Raw genomic sequence first — 14,708 nt, forward strand, 5'->3', positions numbered from 1 at the left:
AGTGCAACGCGGCTTTCGCTCACCGTTGCGAGGTGGCGTATATTACGCTTTCCTCATTCAGAGTCAAGCGTTTAATTTCGCTTTTCTCTGCCGGTATTCATCGCTGAATCCCGCTGACCCGGCGGGCTGTAAGCCGTTGTTCCGTGTCAGTGGAGGCGCATTATAGGGAGTAATTCTGAAGTGGCAAGAGGAATTTCAAAAAAAAACTCCACCCGCTTATTTTTCAACCAAAGCTGCAGCTGAGAATACATTATCGCCTGGTTTTTAAACAAAAACGAGCCCAGCGGGCCCGTTTTTGCTGTTTTGTGATTTACTGCACTGCCACTATCCGGTCGTTTTTCACAACCAGCTGCACTTCTTTACCCGGTATCAGCTCTCCAGAGAGAATCTGCTGCGCCAGCGGGTTTTCGATCTGCTGCTGGATAGCACGTTTCAGAGGACGTGCGCCATAAACCGGATCGTAACCGTTTTCGCTCAGCAGCTTCAGTGCCTCATCAGAGAGGTGAACTTCATAGCCGCGTTCCTCAAGTCGTTTATACAACCGCTGCAGCTGAATCTGTGCAATAGAAGCAATGTGTTTTTCACCTAACGGGTGGAATACCACCACTTCATCAATACGGTTGATAAACTCCGGCCGGAAGCTTTGGCTAACCACGCCCAGAACCAGCTCTTTCATGTGGCTATAGTCCAGAGCCCCAAAACGTTCCTGAATGAGATCCGAACCGAGGTTAGAGGTCATGATGACGACCGTATTGCGGAAGTCGACCGTTCTCCCCTGCCCGTCAGTCAAACGTCCATCGTCCAGTACCTGCAGCAGAATGTTAAAGACATCCGGATGCGCTTTTTCCACTTCATCCAGCAGGATGACGGAATAAGGACGACGGCGGACCGCTTCAGTGAGATAGCCGCCTTCTTCATAACCGACGTATCCCGGAGGCGCCCCAACCAGACGTGAAACGGAGTGTTTCTCCATAAACTCTGACATGTCGATACGTACCATCGCATCGTCGCTATCAAACATAAAGTTGGCCAGCGCTTTACAGAGTTCTGTTTTACCTACACCGGTAGGGCCCAGGAACAGGAACGAGCCGATTGGACGATTAGGATCGGATAATCCGGCACGGCTACGGCGGATTGCATTCGATACCGCTTCAACCGCTTCATTCTGACCAATGACGCGACTATGCAGCTCCTGCTCCATACGCAGCAGCTTCTCACGCTCGCCTTCCAGCATTCTGGCCACCGGGATACCCGTCCAGCGAGCCAACACTTCCGCGATTTCCGCATCCGTAACTTTATTACGCAACAGACGCATCGTCTTGCCTTCGGATTGCGTTGCCGCCGCCAGCTGTTTTTCCAGCTCCGGGATTTTGCCGTACTGCAGCTCGGACATCCGCGCCAGATCGCCGACGCGACGCGCCTGCTCAATCGCGATTTTCGCCTGTTCCAGCTCAGCCTTAATCGTCTGGGTTCCGGAGAGCGATGCTTTTTCAGCCTTCCACTCTTCTTCTAAGACTGAATATTGACGTTCTTTATCGGCCAGCTCCTCATTCAGCATTTCCAGCCGCTTAATGCTGGCTTCATCAGACTCTTTCTTCAGCGCCTGCTGTTCCAGCTTGAGCTGAATGATGCGACGGTCGAGTCTGTCCAGCTCTTCCGGTTTTGAGTCAATCTGCATCCGAATGCTGGATGCGGCTTCATCGATCAGGTCGATAGCTTTATCCGGCAGCTGTCGGTCGGCGATATAGCGATGAGACAGCGTGGCTGCCGCAACGATCGCCGGGTCGGTGATCTGCACGTGGTGGTGCAGTTCATAACGTTCTTTCAGACCACGCAAAATCGCAATGGTATCTTCAACGGTCGGCTCCGCCACGAATACTTTCTGGAAACGACGTTCCAGCGCGGCGTCTTTCTCAATGTACTGGCGATATTCATCCAGCGTCGTAGCGCCCACGCAGTGCAGCTCACCGCGCGCCAGCGCCGGTTTCAGCATGTTACCGGCGTCCATTGCGCCGTCCGCTTTACCCGCACCCACCATGGTGTGCAGCTCATCGATAAACAGGATGACGTTGCCTTCCTGCTTGGCGAGGTCATTCAGAACGCCTTTTAAGCGCTCTTCAAACTCACCGCGGTATTTGGCACCCGCCACCAGCGCGCCCATATCGAGCGCCAGCACCCGGCGCCCCTTCAGCCCTTCCGGCACTTCACCGTTGACGATCCGCTGCGCCAGCCCTTCAACAATGGCCGTTTTACCTACACCGGGTTCACCAATCAGCACCGGGTTGTTTTTGGTACGGCGCTGCAGAACCTGAATCGTACGACGAATTTCTTCATCGCGGCCAATCACCGGGTCAAGCTTGCCCTGCTCGGCACGTTCGGTCAGATCGACGGTAAATTTTTTCAAGGCCTGACGTTGGTCTTCGGCTCCCTGATCGTTCACGCTTTCACCTCCGCGCATTTGTTCGATCGCCTGACTCACGTTGGCGGTTGTGGCCCCGGCGGATTTTAAAAGGTCGGTCAGCGTGCCGCGTGATTCAAGCGCTGCCAGAACGAACAGCTCTGACGAAATAAAGTTGTCCTTTCTCTTTTGCGCCAGCTTGTCGCAAAGGTTCAGGATACGCACTAAATCCTGGGACGGTTGAACATCGCCGCCGGTACCTTCCACCTGCGGCAATCGGCTCAACGCCTGTTCAATATTGGTGCGCAACTCTCCGGCATTGATGCCCGCCGAAGTTAATAAAGGACGTATCGATCCCCCTTCCTGATTCAGCAAGGCGCTCATAAGATGAAGAGGTTCGATGAATTGGTTGTCGTGCCCGAGTGCAAGGGACTGGGCATCGGCAAGAGCAAGCTGGAATTTATTGGTAAGACGATCCAGACGCATAACTCCTCCCATAACAGGTCAAATTTGCTACTGGAGATTAAATGAGGTCATCCCTCAATTATTCAAGGTTAAAGACCTGAACTATGCAAAAATAAGTTTGCCTTCTGGATCGTCTTAGTTCGGGAGGTTATATCAGCCAGATGAAACTTGCCATACGACCCGTCGTCTTGTCGCGACGATAAGAGAAAAAATCATCTTTTTCGCTGAGGGTACAGCGGTCACCGCCAAAAATCTGCTCAACGCCAACGCTCGCCAGCCGCTGACGCGCAAGCTGATAGATATCAGCAAAATACTTTTCACCTGCAGGACGAAATGCGCGCTCCGCCTGAGTATCTTTTGCCATAAAGGCCTCACGTACCTCCGGACCAACCTCAAACGCGTCCGGCCCAATGGCGGGACCAAGCCAGGCCATGATGTTTTCCGGTTTATCGGCAAAACAGGCCACGGTTTCTTCCAGCACGCCTTCACAAAGGCCCCGCCAGCCGGCATGAGCAGCCGCAACTTCCGTTCCCGCGCGGTTGCAAAAAAGCACCGGCAGGCAATCAGCGGTCATCACCGCGCATACCGTACCCGGCACATTGCAGTATGAAGCATCAGCGCGCTTTGACTCGTACGGCCCGCCGTCGAGCTTTAACACTGCCGTACCGTGAACCTGCTCCAGCCACACCGGGTATGACGGAAGACCGCCAGCGGCGAACATGCGCCGACGGTTCTCTTCTACATGCTGCAGATTGTCTCCGCAATGGGCACCGAGGTTAAGTGAATCGTATGGCGACAAACTCACCCCGCCAGCGCGCGTGGAACTACAGGCTGCCACGCCTTCCGGCATTGGCCATTGCGGTACAATCAGTTTAGTCATAGCCAGTCAATATCGTCTTTATGGGTTTCAAAATCAGCGCGCATGGCATCAATCAAATCAACCATATCCTGTGGAATTGGCGCATGCCATTCCATCTCAATACCGCTGATCGGATGGTATAAACGCAGCATGGTGGCATGCAGGGCCTGGCGATCGAACTTACGCAGAGCGGTGATGAACTCTTCCGATGCGCCTTTAGGCGGACGCGGGCGCCCGCCATAAACCTGATCGCCCACCAGCGGATGAGTGATGTGCGCCATGTGTACGCGAATCTGATGCGTACGGCCGGTCTCCAGGCGCAAACGCAGACGAGTATGAATGCGAAAATGCTCCATGATCCGATAGTGCGTCACCGCCGGTTTTCCCATGGGATGTACCGCCATATGCGTACGCTTGGTCGGGTGGCGGCTAATCGGTTCTTCCACCGTTCCGCCAGCGGTCATGTGACCAATCGCCACCGCTTCATACTCGCGGGTGATTTCGCGCAGCTGCAGGGATTCCACCAGGCGGGTTTGCGCCGGAATGGTCTTCGCGACCACCATCAAGCCGGTGGTGTCTTTATCAAGACGGTGCACGATCCCCGCACGCGGCACGTCAGCAATGGCCGGATAGTAGTGCAACAGCGCATTCAGCACAGTACCGTCAGGGTTGCCCGCGCCAGGGTGCACAACTAAATCGCGCGGTTTATTAATTACGAGGATGTCATCATCTTCATAAACGATATTGAGCGGAATATCCTGTGCCTGGAAACGGACTTCTTCTTCGATTTCAACATCGATAGCAATCGTTTCTCCCCCCAGCACTTTCTCTTTCGGCTTGTCGCTGACGCTGCCGTTTACCAGCACTCTCTGGTCAAGGATCCATTCTTTTATGCGCGAACGCGAATAATCCGGGAACAATTCGGCCAAAGCCTGATCTAAGCGTTGTCCGAGTTGATTTTCGGACACCGTTGCGTTGAGTTGTACTCGTTGTGCCATATACAGCTTCTTCGTTTTAACGTTGGGTTTTACGGCTTTGCCGTTTAATATAGTGTGCTATTGTAGCTGGTCTTAATCGGGAGCAGGAACAGAGATTCTCCCGCATAAACATTTTGAGGAAGTCAAAACGTCATGACGCGCATGAAATACCTGGTGGCAGCAGCCACACTGAGCCTGGCTTTGGTGGGTTGCTCTGGCTCAAAGGAGGAGGTGCCCGATAATCCGCCGAATGAGATCTACGCGACCGCTCAGCAAAAGCTGCAGGACGGTAACTGGAAACAGGCAATAACGCAACTGGAAGCGTTGGATAACCGTTATCCCTTTGGTCCTTATTCCCAACAGGTACAGTTGGATCTGATTTATGCGTACTACAAAAACGCCGATCTGCCGTTGGCTCAGGCAGCTATCGATCGCTTTGTGCGCCTGAACCCTACCCATCCTAACATTGATTACGTCATTTATATGCGTGGTCTGACAAATATGGCGTTGGATGACAGTGCGCTGCAGGGCTTCTTCGGTGTCGATCGTTCTGACCGCGATCCACAACACGCGCGCGATGCCTTTAACGACTTCTCCAAACTGGTTCGTGGCTATCCTAACAGCCAGTACGCTACTGACGCCTACAAGCGTATGGTGTTCCTGAAAGATCGTCTGGCGAAGTACGAGCTGTCGGTCGTGGATTACTATACCGATCGTGGCGCATGGGTTGCGGTCGTTAACCGCGTAGACGGCATGCTGCGTAACTATCCGGATACGCAGGCCACCCGCGACGCGCTTCCGAAAATGGAAAACGCCTACCGTCAGATGCAGATGAACGCGCAGGCGGACAAGGTTGCGAAAATCATCGCGGCTAACAGCAAGAACACCTGATAGCCCTTAGATAAGCAAAACGGCAGCCGAGTGGCTGCCGTTTTTTTATTCGTTAAATCGTTAAGCTGAAGCGGTTTAGCGCCGAGTTAACTCATCAAATATGGCTCTCTTTCTTCCATTCCACAAGTAAAATCTCACCTGTTCCTGTCCTGTCTCACAAAACAGATTTGTTGACAAAAAGTGACAATAAAATGTGATTTAAATCACGCATTTTGACATTGGGCGAGGTATGCTGAGTTTACCAAGACGGGAAAGACAAGAGGTAAAATTTATGACAATGAACATTACCAGTAAACAAATGGAAATTACTCCGGCAATCCGCCAGCACGTCGCAGACCGTCTCGCCAAACTGGATAAATGGCAAACCCACTTAATTAACCCGCACATCATCCTCTCTAAGGAGCCGCAGGGTTTTGTCGCTGACGCAACCATCAATACGCCAAACGGGCACCTGGTCGCCAGCGCACGGCACGAAGACATGTATGCCGCAATTAACGAATTGATCAACAAGCTGGAACGGCAGCTCAATAAAGTGCAACACAAAGGGGAAGCCCGCCGCGCCGCAACGTCGGTGAAAGAGGCAGGCTTTGTGGAAGAAGAAGAGTAATCCTTAACTTAAGCTTGTGTCATGCCACGCGCCTTCGGGCGCGTTTTTTATTGACAGAGTGAAAACAGTACAGGTACTGTAATCCCCACTAACTCAAGGAATTCATCGTGAAACTGATCCCGTTTTTCTTCGCATTCTTTTTTACCTTCCCCTGAATGGGAGGCAATTCGTCGTGTGATAAAGAATGCGAAGACGAACAACAAGGCCTCCCAAACGGGAGGCCTTTTTTATTGATAATCAATAACAAGAAAGGCAACACATATGACCGAGGAAAACCCATTACTGGCCCTACGCGATAAGATCAGCGCTCTGGATGAGAAACTGCTTGCGCTGCTGGCTGAGCGACGCGGCCTGGCCGTCGAGGTCGGTAAAGCCAAGCTGGCATCGCACCGGCCGGTGCGGGATATCGACCGCGAGCGGGACCTGCTGGAACGCCTGATGACGCTGGGGAAAAAACACCATCTTGATGCCCATTACATCACGCGCCTGTTCCAGCTGATCATTGAAGACTCGGTCCTTACCCAACAAACGCTGCTGCAACAGCACCTGAATAAAATTAATCCGCACTCCGCGCGGGTGGCATTCCTCGGACCTAAAGGTTCATATTCGCACCTTGCGGCTCGTCAGTACGCCGCCCGCCACTTTGAACAGTTTATCGAAAGCGGCTGCGCGAAGTTCGCCGATATCTTTGAGCAAGTGGAGACCGGCCAGGCTGACTATGCCGTCGTTCCTATCGAAAATACCAGTTCCGGCGGCATCAATGATGTTTACGATCTTCTGCAGCACACCAGCTTATCCATCGTGGGCGAGCTGACGCTGCCTATCGATCACTGCGTGCTGGTCTCAACGTCCACCGATGCGCAACAGATTACGACGGTCTACAGCCATCCGCAGCCGTTTCAGCAGTGCAGCCAGTATCTGAGCCGCTATCCGCACTGGAACATTGAATATACCGACAGCACCTCCTCAGCGATGGAAAAAGTCGCTCAGGCTAAATCGCCGACCGTTGCCGCCCTGGGCAGCGAAGCAGGCGGAGCGCTGCACGGTTTGCAGGTCCTGGAACATTGTCAGGCGAACCAGACGCAAAACATCACCCGCTTCCTGGTTCTGGCGCGTAAAGCGGTGGAAGTCTCCGATCAGGTCCCCGCGAAAACCACGCTGTTGATGGCCACCGGCCAGCAAGCCGGGGCCCTGGTAGAAGCGCTGCTGGTGCTGCGAAACCATAATCTGATCATGACCAAGCTGGAATCACGCCCCATTCACGGTAATCCGTGGGAAGAGATGTTTTATCTGGATATCCAGGCCAACCTGGAATCACTGCCAATGCGCAAGGCATTAAAAGAGCTGGCCGAGATAACGCGTTCAATGAAAGTGCTGGGCTGCTATGCCAGCGAAAACGTGGTACCGGTCGACCCGGTTTAACGTTCGATAAACGGCAATTTCTTCATCCCTGCCACGGCAACTGGCAGGGTGAAGATCGCACCGGAAAGCGGATATTTCGCCACTTCTTCGGCATCCATATTCTCCCGCGTGGTGGTAATGTAGAGCGTCTTCATATCCGCTCCGCCAAAACAGACCATCGTCGGGCAACGCACCGGTAGACGATGCTCCTCCAGCTGCTCGCCCGTCGGCGAGAAGCGCGCAATACGCCAGCCGTCAAACATCGCGCTCCAGTAGCAACCTTCAGCATCGATGGCCGCGCCGTCTGGAATCCCCTCTCCCGGCTGAAAGCGCAGGAAGACCTCACGTTTACCCGCCTCGCCCCGCTCATCGAGAGGTGTTCGATAGATAACGGCATTTGGCGTATCCGAGGTATACATCCAACGTTTGTCTTCGCTAAACGCCAGACCGTTAGCGCCGTGAATATCGCACTGGATAACCTGCGGGGAGAGATCGTTATCGATGCGCACTAAGAGCGCGCCGTTAAAATCTCCCGGCCCCCAGAAAGTCCCGGCATAAAAGCGGCCGTCACGATCGGTTCCACCATCATTAAAGCGCGCTAATTGCGGGTTGCTGGGGTTATCGCAGACTTTGCGCTGTAGAAGACCATGCGCATCAGTGAGCCAGATACCGCTGCGTAAAGCGACGATAAAACCGCCCTTCTCGCGCAGGGCAAAACAGCCGGGCTCCTCGGGAAATTGCAGAACCTGATGTTCACCCGTCTGCACGTCGTAGCGATGAATCTCGCATTCCATAATATCGGCCCAGTACAATGCCTGTTCGGCTTCGCTCCAGGTCGGACATTCCGGTAAATGCCCGGTGTAATCAAACAGCGGTTGTGGTTCAGCCATCGTTTTCATCCCTATAAAAAAAGCCAGCGGGTCACCCCTCTGGCTTTATTGTATACGTGTTTGACGACTTACTGCCGATTATCATTTGCCTGGCGCAGCAACGTCCGGCTTTCGCTCTGGAAGCGCTGGGCATAGTCACCGAACCAGTGCTCAACCTTACGGAAGCTATCGATGAACGCCTGTTTATCCCCCTGCTCCAGCAGGCCGATAGCTTCACCGAAGCGCTGGTAGTATCGCTTAATCAGCGCCAGATTATTTTCCGAGGACATAATAATGTCAGCATAGAGCTGCGGATCCTGGGCAAACAGCCGGCCAACCATCGCCAGTTCCAGACGATAAATAGGCGACGACAGCGCCAGAAGTTGCTCAAGACGCACATTCTCTTCGGCCAGGTGCAGGCCGTAAGCGAAGGTCGCAAAGTGGCGCAACGCCTGAATAAAGGCCATATTCTGATCGTGCTCGACGGCGCTGATACGATGGAGCCGCGCGCCCCAGACCTGAATTTGCTCCAGGAACCACTGATACGCTTCGGGCTGGCGGCCATCGCAGTACACCACCACCTGCTTCGCCAGGCTGCCGCTGTCCGGCCCAAACATGGGGTGTAACCCCAATACCGGACCTTTGTGCGCGGCCAGCATCGCCTGCAGCGGTTCCGCTTTCACCGAGGCCAAATCGACCAGGATGCAGTCCGCCGGCAGCGGTGGCAGCTGAGCAATCGTTGCCGCCGTGATATGAATCGGCACGCTGACGATAACCATACCGGCATCGGCGACAATCTCTTCCGCCCGCGACCAGTCGTCTTTTTCAAGGATACGAACCTGATATCCGGAAAGCGTCAGCATTTTCTCAAACAGACGCCCCATTTGCCCGCCGCCGCCAACAATCACCACCGGACGCAGGTTCGGATAAAGCGTTTTAAAACCTTTATCGTTTTCGCTGGAATAAGACTCCCGCATGACGCGACGCAAAACATCTTCGATAAGATCCGGCGGGACCCCAAGCGCAGCAGCCTCCTCGCGCCGGGACGCCAGCATCGCCGATTCACGTTCAGGAACGTAAATGGGCAGGCCGTATTGGCTTTTAACCTCTCCGACTTCCGCTACCAGCTCCAGGCGCTTAGCCAGCAGTTCCAGCAGCGCCTTATCGACTTCATCAATTTGATCGCGCAATGCGGTCAGTTCAGCAACCATATCATCCTCTTACGCCAGACGAGCCGCCAGATGGCCTCGCAGATCCTTATCAAGTTCGCGGAGCAGTGCATCGGTGGTTTCCCAACTAATGCAGGCATCGGTCACTGAGACGCCGTATTTCATATCGCAACGCGGCTGCTCAGAGGACTGGTTACCTTCGTGGATATTGCTCTCAATCATCAGACCAATAATGGAACGGTTACCATCTTTAATCTGCGCGACCACGGATTCCGCAACCGCAGGCTGACGGCGGTAGTCTTTATTAGAATTCCCATGGCTGCAATCTACCATCAGAGAGGGCTTCAGTCCCGCCTGAGTCATCTCTTTTTCACACTTCGCAACATCTTCCGGGCCGTAGTTTGGCGCTTTCCCGCCGCGCAGAATGACGTGACCGTTCGGGTTGCCCTGCGTTTGCAGCAGGCACACCTGTCCGGCCTGGTTGATGCCGACGAAACGGTGCGGCATCGCGGCAGCGCGCATTGCGTTAATTGCCGTGGCAAGGCTGCCATCGGTGCCGTTTTTAAACCCTACCGGCATCGACAGGCCAGAAGCCATCTCACGGTGAGTCTGGGATTCGGTCGTACGCGCGCCGATAGCAGACCAGCTAAACAGATCGCCGAGATACTGAGGACTGTTTGGATCCAACGCTTCCGTCGCCAACGGTAGCCCCATATTGACCAGTTCAACCAGCAGACGGCGCGCAATCTTCAGGCCGCCTTCCACATCAAACGAACCATCCATATGCGGATCGTTAATCAGCCCTTTCCAGCCAACGGTGGTGCGGGGTTTTTCAAAATAGACGCGCATGACCAGATAGAGGCTATCGCTGACCTCTTCGGCAAGGGCTTTAAAACGACGAGCGTACTCAATGGCGGTTTCAGGATCGTGGATCGAACAAGGGCCACATACCACCAGCAGACGCGGATCGCGGCCGGCGATGATGTTGGAGATGGTCTGGCGAGACTGCGCGATCTGCGCCTCCTGCTCAACGCTCAGAGGGAATTCAGCCTTCAACTGATCCGGAGTGATCAAAACCTGTTCGTCGGTAATGTGTACGTTGTTCAGCGCGTCTTTTTGCATGATTGCGATCCTGTATAGCTCGTTTGCGATAGTTATTGCCTCAGCGAGGATGACGTAACGATACCACACAGAGTAAAGATTTCAATCCATATTACGTAAATTTTACTTTACATACGGAAATTAAATCGCGCTGTATTTCATTCAATGCGTATCAAATTATTTACAGTGAGTCATTAAACGCCAGTTTTTCCCTGCTTCCACGAATTTCTTTTACGAAAAATCCTGGTAAGAATTATCTCAAAGCGGCGAGGCTGGCTAATGACGATTTTCCTCAACAATGCTATTCTTCGCCCGGGTTTCAGCAATCTGCATCCCCCACGCTATGACAATCTGACGGAACCGTAATGACTGTTCTTCACCGTCTCTTTTTGACTTTAGTACTATCACTCGTGGGTATCTCTGCTGTTGCCTCCGGACCGTCTGAAAATGTTCGGACAATCGTTTCGGGGATCGTGACTTATACTCGCTGGCCGCAATTATCCGGTCCTCCAAGGCTCTGTATTTTTTCAACATCACGATATATCCATAGCCTGGCCGAAGACGCTCCGGAAATATTGCCTTATAAACCCGTGATTGTTCGTAATACACAAGAAGCCTTACAGACGACCTGCGATGGTTTTTATTTTGGCAGTGAATCGCCGACCCAACAGTCTGAATTTACGGCCAAATATGGAAACCGGCCCCTATTACTTATTGCGGAACAAAACACCGATTGCTCTATTGGCAGCGCTTTTTGCCTGCTCATCAACAATGAGAGAGTCAGATTTTCCGTAAATCTGGATGTACTGACGCACAGCGGCGTTCGGGTTAATCCCGAGGTGCTGATGCTTGCCCGGAAAACATCACATGAATAAGGATTTTTCTCAGGCCCCGCGCCCCACATTTAAAAGAGCGCTGCGCCGTATCAGCATGATAAGCGTGGTGATCTCTATGACACTGGTCTGGCTGTTACTCTGCACCGCTTCCATATTTACACTCAAGCAATACGCCCAAAAAAACCTGGAACTTACCGCCGCCACCATGGGCCGTAGCCTGGAAGCAGCGCTCGTTTTTGGCGATAGCGCAGCGGCTGAAGACACGCTGGCCACGCTGGGCAGACAGGGGCAATTTTCTCAAGCAATTCTGGTCGATGGCCGGCAAAGACCCTTCGCCTCATGGCATAACGATGGTCTGGTCAGTCAGGATAAAATCAGCGACGTCATCAGCAAATGGCTCTTCCCGAAACCCACGGTGCAAACTATCCTGCACCAGGGAAAAATTATCGGTGAACTCCGTCTGACCGCGCTGGACAGATTGATAAGCTATTTTCTTGGTATCTCTATTATTGTGCTCACCGGCAGCATTTTTCTGGCTTCCTGCATCGCCTTGCTCCTTACCCACTCGCTGCATCGCGGCATTGTGGCAGCGTTACAGAGCATTACCGAGGTGGTACATGACATCCGCGAAAATCGCCATTTCTCCCGCCGGGTGCCCGAAGAGCGCATTGAAGAATTCCACCTGTTCGCCCAGGACTTCAATAGCCTGCTGGGTGAAATGGAGGACTGGCAGCGGCAGCTTCAGGCTAAAAACGCCCAGCTCCTGCGCAGTTCATTACACGACCCGCTAACCGGGCTGGCTAACAGAGCGGCTTTCCGGAATGTCATTAATGATCTGATGAAGGATGAAACCGCCCAAAGTCATTCTGCGCTGTTATTTCTTGATGGCGATAACTTCAAGCTTATTAACGACAACTGGGGCCACGCAGCCGGCGATAAAGTGTTAATTGAGGTCGCGAGCCGCCTGATGGCCTTTGTCGGTAAACAGCATCAGGCATGGCGTCTCGGCGGCGATGAATTTGCCGTTCTGCTACGGGATGTTCATTCAGAAACCGAAGTTCGGGCACTGTGCAGCGCGTTGTCCGAACAGTTTATCCCACCGTTTAATCTACACAATGGCCACACCGCCAGCCTGTCACTGAGCATTGGTTACGCTTTAACCTGGGAACATACCTCAGCGGAAAATCTGCAAGAGCTTGCCGATCAAAATATGTATCGGATGAAACACCAGCGCTTACAGCAAACGCAAAAATAAAAGGAATCACCATGATCGGAAAATATTTTGCTCCTGCTTTACTGGCCGCACTTTTTCTTAGCGGCTGCCAGGCTCCGCAAGGAAAATTCTCGGCAGAACAAATTGCAGCAATGAAGTCATATGGCTTTACTGAAACCAACGGCGACTGGTTATTAGGAATATCTGATACCATCCTGTTTGATAAAAACGACTATCATCTGCGTGCCGAAAGCAAACAGCAAATTCGCACAATGGCTTCACGTCTGGCGAGTACCGGTATTACCCATAGTCGCCTTGAAGGTCATACTGATAATTACGGCGAAGACAGCTACAACGAAATGCTATCGCTTAAGCGGGCTAACAGCGTGGCGGATGCCTGGGCCGAAGGGGCGAATATTCCGCGCGCAAACTTGACCACTCGCGGACTCGGGAAAAAGTATCCTATAGCCAGCAACGATACCGCGAAAGGGCGCGCTGAAAACCGCCGCGTCACGGTGGTTATCAGCACGCCTTAAACACCTATTCGACTGGTTTAGCCGCTATCACCGCCGTTGCTGAGCGCCAGCGCAGATAATCAACGGCGAGACATAGCACGAGGCTGCTCCCCATGAGCGGCAGCGCCAGGCCCAACAACACCGCAATAACAGCAGTCAGCAAACGAGCAGGCCACGCTAAGCCAAACCACGCCTGTATCAACGTATTGGCCGGGTTAAACGCCGCGCGCGCCGGGCGACGAATCCACCACAGCCGGTACCCCACCGCTATCATCACGCAGAGTGCGGTTCCGAATGCGATAAGCAGTAGCTGGTTAGCAAGACCGAACAAAATTCCCATATGGAAATCAACGCCCCAGCGGGTCAGCTTAGCCATGAGCGGAAAGTCGGAAAAATGAGTGCGGTCCACGATTTGCATCGTTGCACCATCGATCGCGACAGCATCAACCCGGGTTGGCCAGCTTCTGTCGATTTCATTTACCGTCCACGCGCGCCCGGCACCCGACGGCGGTCGAATCTCCAGCTTGCCGGCATCCAGCCCCGCCGCGCGGGCAGCCAGCAGAACCGGGTCAAAATCCTCTACGCGCAACTGCGCCGTCATCTCCCCCATCGCTCCATGTCCCACATGATGTTCGGCATGCGGATCGTGAGCGGCCGGAGCGGCACTTTCCAGCTGGGTATTCACCTGCGGCGTCAGCCAGCCAAAGGCGGCACGCATCCTATCGACGTGACTACCGGCCCATTGCGACCAGGTTAAACCGGTCGCAGAGAATAACAACATACCGACCAGCAGCACCCAGCCGAGAGAAACGTGCAGGCGGCGGTTATTCTGCACGCTGTTATTTATGCGACGACGCGGCCGGGTCATCGACCACAGCGCGATCCCGCCCAGAGCGGCAACCCACATCCAGGAGGCTGCCAGCTCGCTGTACAGTCGGCCGAAGTTACCCAGCAGCAAAGAGCGATGGGCATAATCAATCCACTGACGCAGGGGCAAAATACCGCTGGTGCCATAAACCGGCATATCGCCTGTCACCCGTAGCGTCACCGGATCGACAAAAATTGCCCGCGTTTCCGACTCGCCAAGGGTCGGGTCAATAAACATCACTCGGGTCGTATCGCCAGCCACTATCCCCGGTCGAACCGCATGCAGGCGGAGGTTTCCCTGAATGGCCTCCGTCGCTACGGTAATTTGCGCGCTTAGCGGCTGTTTTTCCCCAGTCAACGTACCGTACAGAGCATCACGATAGAGCCAGTTTTCCAGCTGAGGGGTGGCGACATATAGCGTACCGGTCAGGGCCGCCACAAAAATAAACGGCCCGATAAACAATCCGATATAGAAATGAAGACGACGCAGCAGGTTCAGCCATGCCGCGCGCGAGGTGCAGGTAGTCATACTTTTCCTTT

At 53.6% G+C, this 14,708-nt stretch carries 14 protein-coding genes and 1 other annotated feature; of the genes, 7 read left to right on the plus strand and 7 right to left on the minus strand.

Annotated elements, in window-relative coordinates:
* Positions 1-310 precede the first annotated feature (310 nt).
* The 3 genes from clpB to rluD form a co-directional block, all read right to left on the minus strand.
* A complete protein-coding gene (gene clpB / locus ABLU67_RS00925) occupies positions 311-2,884 on the minus strand; it encodes an ATP-dependent chaperone ClpB (RefSeq protein WP_049070042.1) in 2,574 nt (857 codons plus the stop codon).
* 127 nt (positions 2,885-3,011) lie between these two features.
* Positions 3,012-3,743 (minus strand): purine nucleoside phosphorylase YfiH, encoded by a 732-nt coding sequence (yfiH, locus tag ABLU67_RS00930; protein ID WP_014226432.1) that lies wholly within the window; start codon positions 3,741-3,743, stop codon positions 3,012-3,014.
* Complete coding sequence (gene rluD / locus ABLU67_RS00935; RefSeq protein ID WP_048260100.1) at positions 3,740-4,720, minus strand: 23S rRNA pseudouridine(1911/1915/1917) synthase RluD; 981 nt, start codon at positions 4,718-4,720, stop codon at positions 3,740-3,742. Before rluD ends, yfiH begins: the two co-directional genes overlap by 4 nt.
* 132 nt (positions 4,721-4,852) lie before the next feature.
* Between rluD and bamD the strand changes: the two genes are divergently transcribed.
* The 4 genes from bamD (at position 4,853) to pheA (ending at position 7,619) form a co-directional block, all read left to right on the plus strand.
* A complete protein-coding gene (gene bamD / locus ABLU67_RS00940; RefSeq protein ID WP_004853303.1) occupies positions 4,853-5,590 on the plus strand; it encodes an outer membrane protein assembly factor BamD in 738 nt (245 codons plus the stop codon).
* A 271-nt stretch (positions 5,591-5,861) separates the two neighbouring features.
* Complete coding sequence (gene raiA / locus ABLU67_RS00945) at positions 5,862-6,197, plus strand: ribosome-associated translation inhibitor RaiA (protein ID WP_004104616.1); 336 nt, start codon at positions 5,862-5,864, stop codon at positions 6,195-6,197.
* A gap of 106 nt (positions 6,198-6,303) precedes the next feature.
* Positions 6,304-6,428: a sequence feature (Phe leader region), on the plus strand.
* Positions 6,305-6,352 carry a pheA operon leader peptide PheL gene (gene pheL, locus ABLU67_RS00950; RefSeq protein WP_101706155.1) on the plus strand — a complete coding sequence of 16 codons (48 nt, stop codon included), beginning with the start codon at positions 6,305-6,307 and terminating at the stop codon, positions 6,350-6,352. (Overlaps the previous feature by 48 nt.)
* A 30-nt stretch (positions 6,429-6,458) precedes the next feature.
* A complete protein-coding gene (gene pheA, locus ABLU67_RS00955; RefSeq protein ID WP_004853306.1) occupies positions 6,459-7,619 on the plus strand; it encodes a bifunctional chorismate mutase/prephenate dehydratase in 1,161 nt (386 codons plus the stop codon).
* On the opposite strand, the gene ABLU67_RS00960 is transcribed toward pheA, so the two are convergent.
* The 3 genes from ABLU67_RS00960 to aroF form a co-directional block, all read right to left on the minus strand.
* Positions 7,616-8,488 (minus strand): SMP-30/gluconolactonase/LRE family protein, encoded by an 873-nt coding sequence (locus ABLU67_RS00960; protein ID WP_032751928.1) that lies wholly within the window; start codon positions 8,486-8,488, stop codon positions 7,616-7,618. The genes pheA and ABLU67_RS00960 overlap by 4 nt on opposite strands.
* A gap of 68 nt (positions 8,489-8,556) precedes the next feature.
* A complete protein-coding gene (gene tyrA, locus ABLU67_RS00965; protein WP_014226434.1) occupies positions 8,557-9,678 on the minus strand; it encodes a bifunctional chorismate mutase/prephenate dehydrogenase in 1,122 nt (373 codons plus the stop codon).
* A 9-nt stretch (positions 9,679-9,687) separates the two neighbouring features.
* Positions 9,688-10,758, minus strand: coding sequence for a 3-deoxy-7-phosphoheptulonate synthase AroF (gene aroF / locus ABLU67_RS00970; protein ID WP_014226435.1), 1,071 nt, complete (start codon positions 10,756-10,758; stop codon positions 9,688-9,690).
* Positions 10,759-11,102: 344 nt separating this feature from the next.
* Between aroF and ABLU67_RS00975 the strand changes: the two genes are divergently transcribed.
* The 3 genes from ABLU67_RS00975 to ABLU67_RS00985 are packed head-to-tail and all read left to right on the plus strand — an operon-like array spanning position 11,103 to position 13,322.
* Positions 11,103-11,612 (plus strand): YfiR family protein, encoded by a 510-nt coding sequence (locus ABLU67_RS00975; RefSeq protein ID WP_004853313.1) that lies wholly within the window; start codon positions 11,103-11,105, stop codon positions 11,610-11,612.
* Positions 11,605-12,828, plus strand: a complete 1,224-nt coding sequence (gene dgcN, locus ABLU67_RS00980) for a diguanylate cyclase DgcN (protein ID WP_014839238.1) — start codon at positions 11,605-11,607, stop codon at positions 12,826-12,828. The genes ABLU67_RS00975 and dgcN overlap by 8 nt, the downstream gene beginning before the upstream one ends.
* Positions 12,829-12,839: 11 nt before the next feature.
* Positions 12,840-13,322: an OmpA family protein gene (locus ABLU67_RS00985; protein WP_014226437.1), complete on the plus strand. Its 483-nt coding sequence runs from the start codon at positions 12,840-12,842 to the stop codon at positions 13,320-13,322.
* Between the two features lie 4 nt (positions 13,323-13,326).
* Here the strand turns inward: ABLU67_RS00985 and ABLU67_RS00990 are convergent, their stop codons facing one another.
* Positions 13,327-14,697 carry a PepSY-associated TM helix domain-containing protein gene (locus tag ABLU67_RS00990; protein ID WP_116280454.1) on the minus strand — a complete coding sequence of 457 codons (1,371 nt, stop codon included), beginning with the start codon at positions 14,695-14,697 and terminating at the stop codon, positions 13,327-13,329.
* Between the last annotated feature and the right edge of the window lie 11 nt (positions 14,698-14,708).

It is taken from the genome of Klebsiella sp. GN_Kp190, assembly GCF_040061795.1.
Lineage (GTDB): Bacteria > Pseudomonadota > Gammaproteobacteria > Enterobacterales > Enterobacteriaceae > Klebsiella > Klebsiella michiganensis.

Coding starts and splice junctions, on each gene's coding strand:
- clpB (WP_049070042.1), bottom strand. CDS start 2,884: ATGCGTCTGGATCGTCTTACCAATAAATTCCAGCTTGCTCTTGCCGAT.
- yfiH (WP_014226432.1), bottom strand. CDS start 3,743: ATGACTAAACTGATTGTACCGCAATGGCCAATGCCGGAAGGCGTGGCA.
- rluD (WP_048260100.1), bottom strand. CDS start 4,720: ATGGCACAACGAGTACAACTCAACGCAACGGTGTCCGAAAATCAACTC.
- bamD (WP_004853303.1), top strand. CDS start 4,853: ATGACGCGCATGAAATACCTGGTGGCAGCAGCCACACTGAGCCTGGCT.
- raiA (WP_004104616.1), top strand. CDS start 5,862: ATGACAATGAACATTACCAGTAAACAAATGGAAATTACTCCGGCAATC.
- pheA (WP_004853306.1), top strand. CDS start 6,459: ATGACCGAGGAAAACCCATTACTGGCCCTACGCGATAAGATCAGCGCT.
- ABLU67_RS00960 (WP_032751928.1), bottom strand. CDS start 8,488: ATGGCTGAACCACAACCGCTGTTTGATTACACCGGGCATTTACCGGAA.
- tyrA (WP_014226434.1), bottom strand. CDS start 9,678: ATGGTTGCTGAACTGACCGCATTGCGCGATCAAATTGATGAAGTCGAT.
- aroF (WP_014226435.1), bottom strand. CDS start 10,758: ATGCAAAAAGACGCGCTGAACAACGTACACATTACCGACGAACAGGTT.
- ABLU67_RS00975 (WP_004853313.1), top strand. CDS start 11,103: ATGACTGTTCTTCACCGTCTCTTTTTGACTTTAGTACTATCACTCGTG.
- dgcN (WP_014839238.1), top strand. CDS start 11,605: ATGAATAAGGATTTTTCTCAGGCCCCGCGCCCCACATTTAAAAGAGCG.
- ABLU67_RS00985 (WP_014226437.1), top strand. CDS start 12,840: ATGATCGGAAAATATTTTGCTCCTGCTTTACTGGCCGCACTTTTTCTT.
- ABLU67_RS00990 (WP_116280454.1), bottom strand. CDS start 14,697: ATGACTACCTGCACCTCGCGCGCGGCATGGCTGAACCTGCTGCGTCGT.